9 protein-coding genes and 1 pseudogene are annotated in these 17,687 nt (G+C 33.8%); 7 read left to right on the top strand and 3 right to left on the bottom strand.

What is annotated here, in order from left to right:
* Positions 1 to 791 precede the first annotated feature (791 nt).
* The gene (locus ACFFLS_RS20805) at positions 792 to 2,180 is read right to left on the bottom strand and encodes an endonuclease I family protein (RefSeq protein WP_379687141.1); all 1,389 of its coding nucleotides are present in this window, start codon (positions 2,178 to 2,180) and stop codon (positions 792 to 794) included.
* 24 nt (positions 2,181 to 2,204) lie between these two features.
* Entirely contained in the window at positions 2,205 to 4,112 is a 1,908-nt protein-coding gene (locus ACFFLS_RS20810) for a M36 family metallopeptidase (protein WP_379687142.1), read from the bottom strand.
* A 541-nt stretch (positions 4,113 to 4,653) separates the two neighbouring features.
* Between ACFFLS_RS20810 and ACFFLS_RS20815 the strand changes: the two are divergent.
* The 7 genes and pseudogenes from ACFFLS_RS20815 to ACFFLS_RS20845 all read left to right on the top strand — a co-directional run.
* Positions 4,654 to 4,815: pseudogene (locus tag ACFFLS_RS20815) on the top strand (S1/P1 nuclease); the annotation flags it as partial.
* Positions 4,816 to 5,516: 701 nt separating this feature from the next.
* The gene (locus tag ACFFLS_RS20820; protein WP_278009842.1) at positions 5,517 to 5,702 is read left to right on the top strand and encodes a hypothetical protein; all 186 of its coding nucleotides are present in this window, start codon (positions 5,517 to 5,519) and stop codon (positions 5,700 to 5,702) included.
* Between the two features lie 398 nt (positions 5,703 to 6,100).
* The gene (locus ACFFLS_RS20825) at positions 6,101 to 9,793 is read left to right on the top strand and encodes a YecA family protein (protein WP_379687143.1); all 3,693 of its coding nucleotides are present in this window, start codon (positions 6,101 to 6,103) and stop codon (positions 9,791 to 9,793) included.
* A 193-nt stretch (positions 9,794 to 9,986) separates the two neighbouring features.
* Complete coding sequence (locus ACFFLS_RS20830; RefSeq protein WP_379687144.1) at positions 9,987 to 10,958, top strand: hypothetical protein; 972 nt, start codon at positions 9,987 to 9,989, stop codon at positions 10,956 to 10,958.
* Between the two features lie 93 nt (positions 10,959 to 11,051).
* Positions 11,052 to 13,139 carry an AAA family ATPase gene (locus ACFFLS_RS20835; RefSeq protein ID WP_379687145.1) on the top strand — a complete coding sequence of 696 codons (2,088 nt, stop codon included), beginning with the start codon at positions 11,052 to 11,054 and terminating at the stop codon, positions 13,137 to 13,139.
* Positions 13,136 to 14,017, top strand: a complete 882-nt coding sequence (locus ACFFLS_RS20840) for an HNH endonuclease family protein (protein ID WP_379687146.1) — start codon at positions 13,136 to 13,138, stop codon at positions 14,015 to 14,017. Before ACFFLS_RS20835 ends, ACFFLS_RS20840 begins: the two co-directional genes overlap by 4 nt.
* Before the next feature lie 440 nt (positions 14,018 to 14,457).
* Complete coding sequence (locus tag ACFFLS_RS20845) at positions 14,458 to 15,036, top strand: hypothetical protein (protein WP_379687148.1); 579 nt, start codon at positions 14,458 to 14,460, stop codon at positions 15,034 to 15,036.
* A gap of 138 nt (positions 15,037 to 15,174) precedes the next feature.
* Here ACFFLS_RS20845 and ACFFLS_RS20850 read toward each other — a convergent pair whose 3' ends face one another.
* Positions 15,175 to 17,679: a S8 family peptidase gene (locus ACFFLS_RS20850; RefSeq protein ID WP_379687149.1), complete on the bottom strand. Its 2,505-nt coding sequence runs from the start codon at positions 17,677 to 17,679 to the stop codon at positions 15,175 to 15,177.
* Between the last annotated feature and the right edge of the window lie 8 nt (positions 17,680 to 17,687).

Raw genomic sequence — 17,687 nt, forward strand, 5'->3', positions numbered from 1 at the left:
ATCATCTTCGAAAAATCACCTTACAAAAACAATTTCCGCAAGTTAGAATTAAAAAACATTGGAATCTATATGTAAAACAACAAATTATTAACCAGATAATTATGGGTATTTTTACTTAATTTGCACTTAGAATTTGTAAAATCATTATCAAACTTTCGAGATAATCTATTTATTGTAAAAGTTGTAATGGAAACAAAATAATTCTGCTATTATGGTTATGCAAATATTAATGCATCAGACTCTCTCTTTAATATTATAAAAGAAATCAAAATAGATTATATGAAAAATAGAACAAATAGTTAATTTATCATTCTATAGCTTAACAGGATTCGAACACCAAGAATAAAGAGAAATTATGACTTTATAACATCTAATTTTTTCTAATTACCGGTCTATCTCATAAAATGAAATCTTATTTTAAAACGGTTTAATATTTCAAAATTATTTGAATTTCACGTTCTCATTTTTTTAATTATAACTGCTGCTTGACTAAAGTAAAAAATTGGTCTATTCCCTGTCTTATATATTCGTCTTTATCTTCTTTATCAATAAAGAAGTTTGAATAACGAATTTAAACTGTCAGGCATCCTTACTACAAAAAGCAACTTTAGTGTTTCAACATCAGTGTCAGTCGCAGACAAATAAATTTTGTGTTTCATTTTTCTATTTTTTTAGGTTCCAATAATCAAATTCAAAAAAGAATAATTATAAAATACGCTTCATACTTATTACCTATTTTATTCAATTGAATTAAACATATCATCACTAAAATTTCGTTCTAATTGCTTAATCTAAAAAGCCGATTTAAAATTAATTTTGTCAGCCAATTCAGGAAAGTCAATAAATGGATTTCTATTTCCTTGCGACTTATAAATAATCTGGTTTCTATGACATTCATATATGGTCACATTATTATCATTGTGCCATTTAAGCAACATAGGAACATCAGATAAGGTATAGCCCATGCCTTCATTAATTTTTCCAGGATATCTAACTAAAAAATAAAGTACTGCTCTTGCAACTACTCCTTTATTAATCTCGGGTTCAAATCGATTTTGTTCTAGTTTTCCACATTCGTCTCTTATTAATTCGGCATAATTGCTGCCATAATCAGGAAATTCAAAATATGGATTATTGCTTCTAAAGCTATTACATTTCATTTCACAAGTAAATAGATGATGAATATCACCTCTCATAGGTTCTTCTTTATTGAACCATGATTGTGGAACAACATGTTCACAATTATAAGGAAGACTATCTTCTAAGTTAGACTCAAACTCATCAGTTGGCAATTCCAAGGCACTAAAATTTGCAATGACCTCGGCTCTAGCTTTGTCAACTTGTGCATCCATTGAAAGAATAGTCTCTAAAGAAAAAGATTTACCTGAATAAATGCTTTTTAATTGTCCATCTTGATAACGATCAACAATAGGATATAAGTGAAGAGAAGGTTGATATTTTAGTTTTGCCTTATGTGTGTTTTCTAATAATTGATTCAATTCCGTAAAAAGAGAATCAATATTTTTAGTGTCAATAGTAGAATAATATGAACGTTTATCTAATTCATTTTGTGCTTCATTAAAATAGTCAATCGTAAGTTGGTTGGGGTTTTCAGATTGTGGTGCAAATTCGAACGCAGCTGGCTTAGGTATTTGAACAGTTAAGGTATTTAGTTTTTCTTTTAAGTCATTAATCTGCTTTTGCGCTTCTTCAAGTTTTTTTTGTTGCTCATCCTGTTTAAAGGAAATATTGCCCAGCACTAAAGAACCAATACTTCTAATGATTCGAACACTGGAGTAGCCAAAAACGATACCATAGCCAAAAAGGATTAGGTAATACCATCCATTCGGCATCAAGCAAACTGGCTTTCCTTCTACTTGTTTTAAAATACATTCTGCATAATTTTTAAATACATCAATGCCAAGACGGTTATTAGTCGCTTCATTTATTAGAGGTGTTAAAAACGCACCTGCAGTGCCAATGGTTAAGTAACCGAAAAATTGCCAATGGTCTTTAACAAATCTGTATAATTTTTCTAAAAAACTAAGTTTCTCCTCAACATCAAAATTAGTGGAATTGGATGCTGTTTGAAATATTGGCAAGCCTTTAAAATCCACAAAAAACTGAATCAAGCCGGCTAAAATACCGGCTAAAAGCAATGTAATAATTATTGTTTCCATTTTGCTTGTTGTTCTATGTTTTACCTAGACTATATCGAAATTTTCAATTATATTAATTACCCATGGACCTGAGCTAGAAGCTTTCACTCCCATTCCGAATTTTGCAAACGATTTCCAAAATTGTTTGATAGATTCAGTTTTGTCTGTTGCTTTTATAAAATCATTTTCTTGAATAGAATCTATTGCTTTTAATATTCCGTTTCTTGCGTCTATAAAACTTGGATTTGCGTTTATTAACTTTAGCCCATCAACGATGGATTGCCAACAGATGTAATATGCTTTGTCTTTTCCAATAGTATTAGATAAATGCCTTGTCCAATGCATTAGAGTTGCACACCATAATTCTCCTCTAGTATGCTCCCCTGACACATTTTTTATTTTACCATAAGTTAAAAAGCTATCATAATTATCATCATATGGGCGATTTCTTATCCCCGCTGCTCTATTAGTTACCCAATCGCCAGTTACATTTTTCTCAATATCAGTAAAATAATTATTAATTGATAACGCAAAATAATCACTCCATCCTTCTCCCATAGCCCTGCTTTGATCTTCTTGTAATGCCCTATCATTCATTTTACCCCCAACTAAACGATTAGTTACACCATGTACATATTCATGAAAAACTACATCTGAGTCCAATGCAGTATGACGTCCTGAGCTTCCTACTAATCCCATATTCATTATAGGGGAAGATCCATCAACTGGAGTTGACATATTTGCTGTTCCAGAAATTGGTTGGTTAAATGCTCTAGCAACTACCGGATCGTCATTTTCAAAACTTCCTGCTTTAGAATCAAATCCTAAAAGAAAAAAGAAATCATGCAAGTAATTACAAAAATAAAACATATTTAAAGTTTGTTGCTCTTTTGGATCTGCAGTTTCAAATACAACTTGGTTTAAATTATCAACAATTCCTTTAAGATAGCTTAAAGTATCGCCTTGGAACGCAACAACATTTGCTCCTCTTGTTTCAAGTTTGTCAACCCAATCTTTAAAATTCTGTGGAGTTCCGTTTTCGGGAATCGGATAAGCATTTCTTTTTAGAGGAAATGTTACTGGCTCTTTGGGATAGCCTCCATTTTTTTTATGCACATAACCTATAGAACTAGCGTGAAGCGAAATCTTTTTCAAATATAAAATTTCAACTTTACTTTTATCTGATGCTGATACAACTACATCAAATTGCAGTCCATGATCATCTATTGTAATTGTGAATCTCCATGCCAATTCTGCATTTGGTCCAATGTAAAATATCACCAGATTTGCACGGATGAAATCAGCAAAAATACTTTTGTCAAGAACTGTGGGAATACATGTGAGCTGGGTAAATTCTACTAACTTTTTAGCAACAAAATTTGATGAAATATCGAATGAACTCTCTATGGGCTCTCCTAACCAATCCTTTTCAGGTTCAGATATATTTGTTTTAATGTGTTCAACAACGATATTGATAGCTTCAATAACGCTGACCTTTGGATTGATATCAATAGCTTCAGAAATTGAAACACTGTCACCAACAGCAGATTCCAATCCTCCCTCTTTATTAAAAATTACTGCTCTATTAACAAGGAATACGGGTATTCCTTTATAATATTGATGAACATTTACAATCTTAAATCCTGTACTTGTTTCAGCTATGTTAGAGTCAGGAAAGTATTCCGCTACAGATGATGGTTCAAAACCGAAACTTTCTTTCTGCTCTTGAAGATATCCCAACGCTCTTTCAATAAGATTACCTTCTAAAAAGATAGGCTGTTCTGTTCTTATTGAAAGTAAATTTCCAGTCCATGTATTTATTTCCGGTAAAGATTCTATATTTCCACCATTTAAATCTAATGATTTTGATTTTGCGTAATTTATGAAGTGCTCCCCTCTTTCTTCAACATTTTTGAAAGCTGAAAAATTTCTTTTGTCAATTTCTTCTATCATAATATTTTTTTTAGTTTTTTTTCAAAAAATACAATTGATTATTATTTTCACATGAAATTATCAATCAAATTATCTAAATCGAAAGTCCTCTTAGATTATAAGTTTTATCCGTTTTGTGAAGACATCTTATCTGTTTTAATAACTGTTATTTAATTCAATCATTGATAACGGTCAGATCGTTGTTCATCTTTACAATTCTTCCTCTTAAAATAAAGGTCGGTCTTTGTGCCATAGTACTTTTGTGTTGTTGTATTCAATATTAAACCCGCTGCAGATATTTTGGAAACTTCCTGTAAAATAAATAATTTTCAACGAATTGAACCAGCGTATAAGTACCTGATTTTCAAAACATAATACTCAATTATTTTCAATCTTATCATCTTAAAAACTAAATACTTTAAGACAGTTAAGTAAAAAAAAACGTACGTTTTTTCTGCTTTCGATGAACCAAAACTTTATACTTATGAAAAAAAATATAGCAATTGCCTTTATGGTGACCCTTTCACTGCTGCCATAAAAAACTGCAACATGGGGCAAAAAAGGACATTCTTTAGTTGCAGAAGTGGCTTTTAATTATCTGGACGATACTACAAAGAAAATTATTTTGGGCTACCTGGACGGAATGAGTATTGAAGATGCGACCAACTGGATGGATGATATCAAAGGCCATAAAACCTATGACTATATGAAGCCCTATCATTAGGCAAATATTGACAAAGGTCAGGAAGTGTTAGAGACATCAGGAAGCAATATTATTTATATGCTAGATCAAACTATAAAGGAGCTCTAAAACAATAAAAATCTCAACAAGGAGGAAATCAAAACCAAAATACTTATTGTTTTTCATCTGGTGGGCGACCTGCACCAGCTCTTGCATGTAGGATATGGCATAGATTGAAAGGGATTACTTTTGTGCCACAAAACCTAAATCACATAAAGTAATTCATAGAGCCAAAGAAAGACAACCCTTCCTTAACTTAAAACATTCTTTTAAAATCCTCCATAAATTTTGTAAATTTATATATTAGTTTAATGCAATAAATCAATTGAGTTTTTATAATTTTTGCATCAATCCCCAACAGGACATCTAAACCAAATTTACATAGCCAATGAAAGACAGACACTACATATAGAAAGCCAATTTCTTCAAATCATCCAAAAATGATGTTGTAATTTGTCCTGTCCCCGTCACTACTAAAAAAACGTTAAAACTTAGGTTTTAGCGTTTTTTTTATGCTTTTCATGTAGTTTTCATACGTTTTATCCTACTTAAATACACGGTTTAGACATCCTGTTGAGGTGACTAGTCAGGATTTAAACCAAACTTAACATGTTGATTTACAGACATAAAAACATTTAACTTATTTTTATATTAAGAATAATTTAACACTAGAAAACTAAATTATGAATTATAGAGATGAGCAAAACAAGGGAAAAATATCTCCAGAAAAAGCACAGAAAATGCTTAAAAAGGAAGGAATGAATGTAACAGTTGAGCAGGCAGAAGAAATATTATACTTTCTTCGACTTATAGCAAATATTCATATTGTAAAATTTATCGAGAAGAACAAAACGACTGAAAAAAAATAATTGTATTGTTTAGATAGCTATTCTTTAAAATTAGTGCAAAAAAACTCTATATAAATGATAGATCCAGAAATGAACTAAGCACCTCTTTTTACACACATACCTCAGGCGATTCTAATGATCATTTATTTATTCGTTGATTTCATAGCAGATTTGTGGCGCAAGCTTATAAAAAAAGTAAAAACTCAGTAGCCTCATAAATATTAGAAACGAACTAAACATCTGCTTTTCAACTCAATAAAACTTACTCACTTGATTTAAAAACTGGTAAGCCTTTTGAAGTTTAATGCTCATATTTAAACCCAATTCAATTTATAAACAATCTTTAAGGCAATTGAATATAATTCAGTTAGTAACCTCATTTTTTATTGTAAATTTAGGAACTAACTAATATAATCAAAATGAAAATTGGAAGAAATGATTCATGCCCATGTGGGAGTGGTCAAAAATATAAAAAATGCTGTATAAACTCTGAATCGACAATTTCGACAGATACTTTTCTAAACTACCTCAAAATACATGATACCTCTGAATTATTGAAGATGATTTCGCTAGTTCAGCTGTTACCGATTAACCAATCCAAACTCATTAGATTGGAAAGCATACAAGATTTAATCTGTTCACACTTAAAAACAGATGGCAAAGAAATAGATTACGATTCTGTAAAACGATTAATCGGCAATGACTATGCGGCAGATTATAGAGAAGATCCTGCCGAAGCATGTGGAACGGAAAATTTCATGTTTTTCAATGGCAACAATATTGTATTTCCCGGAATAGCTAAAGATAGCACTTTAATAAACCAAATGCTTTTTAATTCAATATTTGCTTGGGAAAATGATTTATCTCCAGAATTGAAACGAACCATTCATGACGGAGCATACTTTATGCTGTTTATTCACAATATGATTGCAGAAAATATAGGGCTTAAACGATACCTTTTCGAAGATGACTGGAAAGGTGATATCTATTTTCCCGAAAGCAGTGTATTCAAAAATCATAAAGATCTGTTTGAGTTTACCAGAGAAGATATTGATAAAATTTATGAAAAGCTCCATATTGAGCAGGATGTCATACTTCATTTTGTTGCCACACGCGAAGATTTTATTAAAAATAAGGGACAAGACACTGTACTAGTAAGAAGGCCTTTTATTAAACTTGAAGATAAATTTTATTTGGCACTTCCTTCTGCGCAGATGTACAGTTTAAACATTTTCATTAGGAAGCAGATAGAATTGAAAGGCCAGACTGAAGCATTAAATTCATGCTATGCCAAAATGGTCTTAAATGAGTCCTATAAATATCTCAATGTTATGTGGGACAGTGTAGATTTGGGTCTGGAACTGCAAAGCAATGAATCATTGTGGCAGATGGATGCCAACAAATATGCGTATGTAAGATTTATTTCAAAACATCAGGATAATGATATAAAACAAAGGGCAGACTCAACTATTGCGGCAGCCAAAATTAACCTCAAAAATAAAGAAAGTGAGTTTCTTTCAATAACTATTTTTGCAGGTCATGAAATAGATGAAGTCCATTCGTATCCTATCGAATACCTAAAGGAAACCAAATATCAAATAGCATTCAGCTTTTTTGACCTTGAGCGCATATTCTATCATTGGAAACCAGATGAATTAACTTTATGGAAATATGCCAAAGCCGAAGAAAGAGCTGACAAAGCTGACATGAAAATGATGCCGATATTTTCTATATTATCATATTTTCAATGGTATAAAAGAAATCAAGACTCATTTTTTCCAACAGATGATGCGGCACCTAACTTTGTAACCTTTGATTTTAGCACTCAAGCGAAAATAATTGCTGAATCTGCGCAAAAAACCGACAGGCATTTTGTTATGCAGGTAGAAAATAAAATCGGAGATGATTCGGAAATTAAACTTAGAAACCTGCCGGTGGTTAAAACAAAAGACTATGCTCCAATTTACACTTCTGAAGAAATATACAATAGAAAATTACGAATAGTTTTAGAAGCTTACCCTTTTCCGATCTGGTTCAGCTATGATCAGAGAGTCGGGACCGTAGGCAGCAATTTTATTGAGTCTATGGTTTACTGGCTAAATGAATTTGCCAGCACTTTGAGTCCTTACCTGGAAAATCTGGGCAATCTTCCGATTGAATTTATTTTGTCATTTGATGAAAGACTGCAATCTATTCTGTCTTCAGGATTTGAGATTGAAAAGGGAGTAAAAATTAATGTTAAATATGAAGCCGACATATACCTACGAAAGATTAAGCTTAAAATTCCCATTGAAATATTTTCCGCTTTACATAGAAAAGATAACTACGGGGAACAGATTTTAATAGATGCCGTTTTAAAATCATTCAATGTTTTACAGCGCGGTTATGGGCTTAAAGAATTTACTCCGGAAGAAAAAGAGAGATTCTTAGTGTCTCAAATGCCGCTAAACAGTAAAAAAATGCTGCTGACTTCCCATAAAGAAAATGACTTCAAAAGATTTGACAAATACATACCCAAACCAAGATATATACAAGATGCTGATATCTCGGTAGTTCTTGAGAGCCAGATAAAATGGATGAATCTTTCGTATCAGGTTCCTGAAAAAATAAATGATATAGATAAAGTTCCTTTCTTAAATGAATTGATAAATACTTTGACCCGTAAACTAAAGGAGTGCTTAAAAGATTATAACGCAAAAGAACTCCTTGTCGACTTAATGTTAAGGCATGAATCGATTATTCAAAGTTCAAGTTCGTGGGACTTAGATCTACCTGCTCGGATAAAATGCTTTGAAAAATATCAGGACGTAATTACGGAATATAAAGAAGATTACAACAACGTGGTCAAATCTTCACATTCTTTGAGAAGTTTAATAGAATATACTATCGCGGAATCGCCTGAAGGCAGCAAAATACTAAATATTGATGATGTCGATTTTTTATTGGCCATGATTAATGAAATCATTTTCTATGGAACTACCAGAGATAGTATCTCTCTGGGGATTGATAACCCAAAAATGGGATTGCTTCCATCTGGACGATTGGGGATGGATCACGATTTTCACGATACAATTTTGGCAGGTTACAAAGACTCCATAATCTTAGATGAAATTCAGGGAATTAACGAAGATTTCGAAAGTCATTTTCAAAGTGATGAGCCAAATCCTGAAATTGATATGGAAAAAGAGGCATATTACGATAAAATTACAAATCTGTTCGAAAAAGATTTAGGAATAGACTTTTATCAAATTGGCATGATTGCCGAATTCATGGCAGGTTACTGCTTTTCGAAGGAATGTTCTTGGTGGAGCTGTACCGAAAATGAACTTACAGATTTAGTAATTTCAAACTCAAACCTTTCAAAGACGGAAGTTCAGGCATTTCTATCTTTTATGCAATTAGAATCCAGAGGCAAAATAGAAAATGTGCCGGAGGGGCATCATGCTAAAGAAACATGGATCTGGCGATTTAACAGAAAACTATCCTATATTCGAAGACCCATAATAAAATTAAAACAAGGAAATTCAGAGGTGCTATTATGGAGTGCAAGGCACCTTGTCATGGCATCAGATAATTTAAAGGCAATATTCTACAATGGAACATTAAAAGTTGATGAACTTGTTCACCCCAATATAACGGCATTATTAAATGAGCGGCTAAATATAAAATCAAATGAATTTAGAACTAAAGTATTACAATGGTTTAAAAACACCTCCCTGCAGGTTATCGAAAATGAAATTAAAATTAGAAAAAGTGTTTTCCCTAATGCTGACAGAGACTATGGCGACATTGATCTTTTAACTATTGATCACAGCAAAAAAATAGTTTATCTGATTGAGTGCAAAAATACCAAACAGGCTAAAGTTATGTATGATTTTCATTTTGATTCTAAAAACTATCTTGAAAAGCAATTGCCAAAGCATATTAAAAGAGGTGGATTCATATCGGATAACTTAGAGCAGCTTTCTAAAAAAATAAATGTTGATTTAAATGGATATACCGTTTCTGCAATTGTAATTTCATCCTATCAATTGCCAGTAAAATATTTGCATAACATAAAAATTCCCATTTACTCATTTCAGGAAATTAAGCGTGAAAGGCTTTTTGCTTAACAGGAGGATTTAATATAGTAATTTTTTATTATACAAGCAGAACTCTGAGATCAATTAACTTTCCCTTTTCTAACAAATAATTTCATTTTGTTAAAGTAGTAAAATACTTTAAATAAAAGGCTTTCTTCACTTTGATTTCTACAAACTTTAAATATATTTGATGAAAGAAAACACAGAAATATCCTTACAATAAATGGACACACATCAGCTCGCCCCTCCCAATAATCCAGAAATATTTGAAAATATGATCTGCGATCTGTTTAATAAAATTGAATCAACCAACACTTATAAAAAATTTGGCGGTCATGGCAACCTGCAGAAAGGGATCGATGTATTCTCTGTTGAAAAAGATACTGCCATCCAGTGCAAGAAAAAGGATTTAAGCAGACGTGAAAGCACCTTGAAGAATGAGCTCTTGAATGATATAAAAAAAGATGTCAGCTCGGTAATTTCAAAAAACCTTGCAATAAGAATAACTAAACTGTACATCATGTCTACTTACAAAGATCATCCAGATGTTGATGAATTTTGCGAAGATCTAAAAGAACAGTTAAATACAGGCTTTGAAATTATTTATTGGGGATGGAATACCGTTCAATCCAAAATTTTAAATCATAAATCATTATTGGAAAAATATTACCCAAATTTCATAATAAATGTAAAATCTGATGAAGAGATCCTTATCCGAGATTTAGATCTGAAAAAACAGATAAAAAAAAATTTCAGCAGTTGGCTGGATTATGCCCCTGAAAACCGCAAGCTGAGCTCGAAAATGCTTTTAAGAGACTTTCAGGGTACACAATATCCTGATTCAAATGAGCCGGATCAATTTAATGAATATTCCTGGTTTGCAGCAGAAATACATCAGCTCTATCATAGAGGGATGGAATTTGTAATTGGTATATACGGTATCTGCCCATTACCAGATGGAAAATGGAGATTGGAAAAGCACTCCGATCCGGATAAAGACAGTGTAAAGGTTCGGAAAATTGGTCAGATAAATTTCTCCGACATTATTAGCTATGATATCGATGGTGATGAATATTATAATTACCCTCATATTTTCTGCAGATTCAGCTACAGAGGAATCCCTTTTGAGAATTGTTATTACGTAAACTATGAGAAAGTGTACGAACAGTATGAGTTAAAAGATCAGATAATATAAATATAAATCTATATCTATCTGTTGCCAAAAATTTCCTGTAAGGAATTCATTTCGCTTAAAATCTTTAAACATAAAAATTTATACCCATCATAAATGATCAAATTAAATCGACCGGAAAAGCCTGAATTTCTCTATTATAAAAAAATTGATAAAGAAATTGAAAGAATTGAAAATTTCATTTATAGCACTAGTCAGGCACGAATTAAATATAATACGCAGTTGCTGTCACCTTTAAGAAAAATATTGGTTGACATTGTTCACAATAAATGTGCTTACTGTGAAACTAAAACAGGAATAGCATCTAGTATGCAGATTGATCACTTTCGACCTAAAAACGGAGCTGTCGGACTTGATAAAGAATATTCTCCTGATCACTACTTTTGGCTTGCTTATGATTGGGAAAATCTTATCCCTAGCTGTCAAATCTGTTCAGTAAACAAAAGAAATATTTTTCCGATAGAAGAACATTTTGAGAGAGTTCCCATTATGACAAAAGGTGAATTACTTCGAGAAGAACGTGCTTTACTTATCGATCCTTTTTTTGACAACCCATCTGAATATTTGCATTTTTCAGAAGATGGATATGTGATGGGAATCAATCATAAAGGGAAAATTACAATTCAAGTACTTAACCTTAACAGGAAACCTTTAGTAGAGGCAAGACGTAATGCGGCAAGAGAATTAACAAACGAAATGAATAATTTTGATGTTATGACTCAAAATCTAAAAAAGGAGTTTCTACTTAAAACCAAAGAGATATTTTCAGAATATTCAAAATATGAATACAGTGCTGTATTAAGAACTGTACTCTCCCGCTGGCTGCCAAAGCCATATTATATAGAATTACAAATCAATGAAAAACATATTCCTACAGATGAATCCTTTATTAAATCAAAAGAACACTCATCAATACAGATAGACCGGTTTACTATTAAGTCGATTGAGATTTCTAATTTTAAATCAATAGAGCGCCTAGTCCTAAATTTTGTTCCTGCCAATGATTTAAATGACAGGGAGTCCTGGCTATTGATGCTGGGAGATAATGGTGTTGGGAAAAGTGCAATATTACAGGCAATTGCAATGACACTATGTGGACCTGAAGAGTTTGCAAGGCTAGATTTAAACCCAAAAGACCTTTACAAACGTGATGCCGAGGGACCTGGTTTTGTTAAAATCTTTTCATATGAAAGAGAAGATCCTTACGAACTCCATTTTGATGCAGATGCATTTTTCAGCAAACCTGAAACGGCACCATCCATACTTTTGGCGTATGGCGCAACCAGACTGCTTCCAAAAGGAAACTTGCAGCCGCATAATGCAGAACCTTCCTTGGTTAATATTGCCAATATGTTTGACTACAGTCTCTCACTGGTTGATGCGCAAAGATGGATACTTGATCAGAGTGAAGAGAATTTTGAAGAAAGGATCATCCCAGTTTTAATAGATCTGCTTGATATCAAAGGTAAAATAAAATTTATTAGATCTGCTTCTGAATTATTCCTGGGAAATGTGAGGTTATCTGAAATTAGCGACGGCTATAAAAGTATGATAGCAATGGCATGCGATATCATGCAAAGCCTTTCACTGCACAGGACACATTTTCATGAAACAGCAGGCCTTGTACTGATTGATGAACTCGGGAATCATCTTCACCCCAAATGGAGGCTACGTATTGTATCATCCCTGCGTATGGCTTTTCCTAAACTGCAATTTATTGTTTCAACGCACGAACCGCTCTGCCTGCGAGGTTTAGATCATGGTGAAGTAATAGTGCTTATAACTGACGAAAAAAGAAATGTTACAGCTTTAGATTGTAAGATGCTTCCGGATCATAATCTCTTAAGAATTGATCAGCTGCTGACCTCAGATTTATTTGGACTTCTAGATACTACGGGACGCGAAACCGAAATTAAATTCCAATATTACTATAGACTGCTGCTAAAACCTGAAAAATTCAGAACCGAAGCTGAAAACGAAGAAATCGACTCCATTTCAAAGACATTATATGATAATGAATTAATTGGTTCAACACCTCAGATACAGGCATTATTTAAATTATTAAATGAAAACTATGCAAAAAACATTATCAAAAATGGTTTTCAAACTAAAGAGAAATTAAAGCAGGATACAATTGAGGAGGTTCAAAAAATTATTAATGAAAAAAATCTTGATTGGTTATGATATTTGTTGAAAAAGGACCAGCTCCCGCATGTTTACTTGTCCCAGATAATGTTTGGCATAAAGAAACCAAAAGTGCAATCAATCACTATAAACACACAAATCAGACAAAAAACTTTAATTTCACAAAATATAGGAGCCCCGAAATTAAGAATGCATTAAAGGCCGTCTTTGGTCGCAAATGCGCATATTGCGAATCAGATTATGCTAAAGTTTCCGATGGAGACGTTGAGCACTTTAGGCCAAAAGGAAGAGTGGAAGGGAAAAAACCGGAAACCCCTGGATATTACTGGCTTGCAAACGACTGGGACAATCTGCTGATTTCTTGCCAGCATTGTAACCAATCACGAAAAAACAAGACTGTTGATGACCAAGGACAAGTCTTGGAGAATGACAATATTTCCAGAGGTAAACTTGACCAATTTCCGTTGAGAAACCCGAGAAAAAGAGTTACTTCAACCCGACAGAGATTAGATAAAGAAGAGCCGTATAGACTATTGCTAAATCCCTGCGTTGATAAACCTGAAGAGCACTTCGAGTATGATGAAAAATATGCCTTGATTAAAGGAATTAGCGATATGGGTCTGAAATCAATAGATGTCTACGTTTTGCAGCGACGTGATCTTGTAAAATCCAGAAGTGACAAATTAGTTATCTTATTAGTATACATCGGTATGGCGCAGAAGGCGCTCGAGCGTTATAATGCGGAAAAAGACCCTTTCGCTCTAGAAATCTTTAAAGAAAACTATAATGCAATGTCAGCACTTACCAATAAAGGCAGTGAATACAGTGGGATGTGCCGTTTTTTTGTTAAAAGATTTCTAGAGGATAATGGACTCACTCGAACTACTGCTGAAGAAATATTTGAAAAGCCGGCATAATGTAAAAAAAAATCCCATTTCTAAAGTCTTCTTCTAAGGTATTAAAAAATGGGTTAAAGGTTACAGTCTGACTATTTACTGTGAGGCTGTTTCCTTAGATCAACAGAAACAAATAGTTTATTTTTTATGCCAAGCAATATAAAAAATGCATAAATGGGTTATTTTCTACTGTTTAAAGTACTGTTTAAATTTGTAAACAATGGCAACATTTCAATGATGATGGAATCGAAGACATTTTCATCAGAGGCTGGATAAGATCAATTGAAGAAACAATGGGTATTGGTTTTACTGAAATATTGACAAGACTGTCTAAAAGACATCTTAGCGATATAGCACAACCTACAAACGAAAATCCTGTTAAAGGGCAAAATTAGAAATAGCATGAGAAAATGCAAGACTGTTTTGGAAACTGCATACAGTAACAATATACAAAGAAAAGCATGAAAGAAACTATACAAAACATCGTTGGTAATCAAATTAATAAATTATCCACATACCTTGATGCTCTTGCAAATAATGGCCTAGAAATCAAATCGATCGATATAGATAGTACTTATCTTGCTGAAAACTTCAGGCAGACCCAGACGTTTTCAAAATGCATGGAATTTAAAGCCTTATATGAAAGCCTGCCAAAAAATAAACCGGTCTTATATTGGTTCAGTTTCGATACCGAAAAATTAAAAAATGAAACCTTGCAGCATGCACTGGAAAGCATTAGTAGACTTACCAGAAAAAGAAAAATTGCGGAAATACCGAAAATTCGAAGAGAATCCAGTGGTACGCTTTATGTTGGTAAAGTAAAAGATAAATTCCATTACAGGTTTGTCAATCATTTGGGTCATTCTGTAAATGGCGAGACTGGAAGCCTGCAATTGACCTATTGGTACGACACCCTGCTGTATGGCAATCTAAAATTAAACTACATAGTTCTCGAAGAAGAAATGAAAACCCTGATAGGGGTACTTGAAATTGAATTGGCTAAAAAATTAAATCCTGTGCTAGGTTCCCATAAGAATTAGCCAAGTCCCTTGTCCATATTATAAAATCAAGTATAAACGCTCTATCCCAACCCTAAAAAAGGTTTTATTTTTACGCGCAATCCTGCAACAAAAATATAATTAGTCCAATGATCACCTAAATACTTTTGTTATCTTTTTTTATACTTTGACATGGTTCTCCAGCGCTAATCTTGTTGCAATCGGCGTATAAATATCTTGTGAGTTTTCAGGCGTTTCAATAGAAACTATAAGCGAATACCTGATAGTGCTATTGTGTTTTCCTTGCCTTTTAAGCTGTTTCCACCAACCTGAAGCTTGAGGATAGATAGCCAGCTTGTTACAAGAAGCTATCTCTACTGCAGTTCCGGTCCAATAATTACTGTGTATTGATCCCTTGAAAACATTGTCTGCCCCAAGTGACCACCTATCACTACCTTTTTCTTTTTCCATAGTTCCAGAGTCAAGTGATTCCTTCATGTCCATACCTAACTCAGTCTTAAGGGCATCTTGGTTGATTTTATTGGTACGCAGCTTAAAATTGTCAAAATCCTCACCTGGATTAATGAGTACAAAACGCAGTGCTGTGGACTGATAGGAATATTTTGTAGAATAGCCTTTATCGCCCGGATTGGGTTCTATAAAATAAGAAAGGGTTATTCTAAGTGTTGTAGAAGCATCTCCTAAATTTTCAAGAATTTCTTTTGGCCATGGAAATTCATAATAATGGATGTCTTTTGTTTTTATATCACTTCCAATTTTCTCATAAGGCTGCAGCACTTCTTCAGAAATGAAGGTAAGATAATTAGATTTACAGCTTACCGCCCTTTCAAGATTGGGTACTCCATAGCCAAAAATCCTTAACATTTTTAATGCTTCAGAGCTTTTCTTACTGGCTTCAAATCCAAACTGATCATACATGCCTTGTGTCCATCGTGCCGAATGTATCATCAATGCCCGGCAGGTTTCAGGCCATGCGTCAGGATAGTAATCCCTGAGTTTTGCCAAAAAATTGGAAGCCAGCGCTGTGGCGGCACTAGTAGCATTAATTGTAGTGAAATTATTGGTTGCCGCAACACGTGAAGTGGTCAGTAGTTCAAGATCATCATGCAATGCAACGTTGCCAATGGCCGATCCTTCAATATTTCCCCCTTCAAAAACTACATCAGGCTTAATGGGCCATGAATTATCCCAAGAACTCGAAGTCCTGCTAAAAGGAGAAAGTTCTGAGTGGCTCGCCAGAGTTTGCCCGTCAGGAAAAACCTTCTCTGTGAAGGCTCCTATTCCTATAGAGTTCCAAGATTGTGCAGGGCTTTCCACTGCCAAATTAAGATTACTCTCAGGATAATTTTTCCAATCCTCCTCTTCCCTCACATTTCCTACACTTACAACAAATATTTTTTTATCTTGATCATCGTCTCCAAAAATAATATTGTCAAGAACCGCTGACCATGTAGAAGGTTTGCCAAAGTCATTTTGGTACTCGCTTGTGACAGCCATACAATAAATCCTTCTGTACTGAGGATTTACAATCTGTACAGTGCTGATGGCATCCAACATCACAAACGGATACTGATAAAAATGATTTCCATTAACAGGAAGTATCTTTACCGACTCAATCTGATGGCTGACATAATTCGCATAAGGGTTTTCTAAAAATGAATTTAGATTACCATACCCCACTACTCCTGCCATCATTGTCCCATGTCCATTATTATCTGAAATTCCCCAGGAAGCATCAGCAGCATGCCTGTCTTTGTCCGCTAAGATAGGTTCTAAGAGCTGGTGACCGTTATTGATACCGCTATCGAGAATTGTCACGAAATTATTCTCATTTGTAAAATCAGTATTTTGGAGTGCATCTGCTATCCAATCTTCTCTTGCAATTGTAATTTCATTAAGCCAAAAGCTGTTAGGCTCCTCTGCTTTTCTTATTTCAGCAATCAGTGGAAATGATTTTATAAGTTCCGCTAACTGTATATAATTTGCCCTAACAATAACAATAGTTCGCTGTGGAAAAGTAAAAAACTGGCCCGTTGATTCGATTCCAAATAGTTTATTTACCCGACCTAACGTTTTAAGCATGCTTTCTACAGACACTTCCTCCGTGTCAAGCCAAAGCTCACACCAGATCTGTTGATCCCTTGGCAGAAATTCAATTGAACTGCTCCAAAGATTTTCTATTGTAGCTCTTCGTACGCTATCAATAGTATCTATAAGTGCCTGATTTTTGGGTTTTCCCGTATCCTCTCCCTTATATCTAAAATTTTCTGTAAGATATTCTTCGACCTTCTTAACAAGACCACCAATCTTATCCTCGGGAATGAAAATTGTGGCAATTTGCTCATGAGTTTCACTGTCACGCTTCACATTCAAAAGCTTTGCACCTTTGGAGTCAAGAGATTCCAATTTAAGATTATCATTTGCCGAGCTCTTGAAAGTAAGATACTCCCCTTCTGCACTTGGCAGTTCTTTTTCTTTTCTATTTGCGCTTTCAAAGATATGCTGATCCCATATCTCATTTATGGCTGAGAGAAGATTGTTTCCGTGATTTGTACGATCTCGCTCTGGAAGTGCCTTGCTTGAATTTCCTTTTTGGGTAGTGGTAAACTTTTGGGAAGTAAATACATCTTTTACAAATAGATGTGGCTTATGGTCGTCGCTCATGGGCAGAA

This window comes from Flavobacterium procerum (assembly GCF_042431625.1).
Classification (GTDB): Bacteria; Bacteroidota; Bacteroidia; order Flavobacteriales; family Flavobacteriaceae; genus Flavobacterium; species Flavobacterium procerum.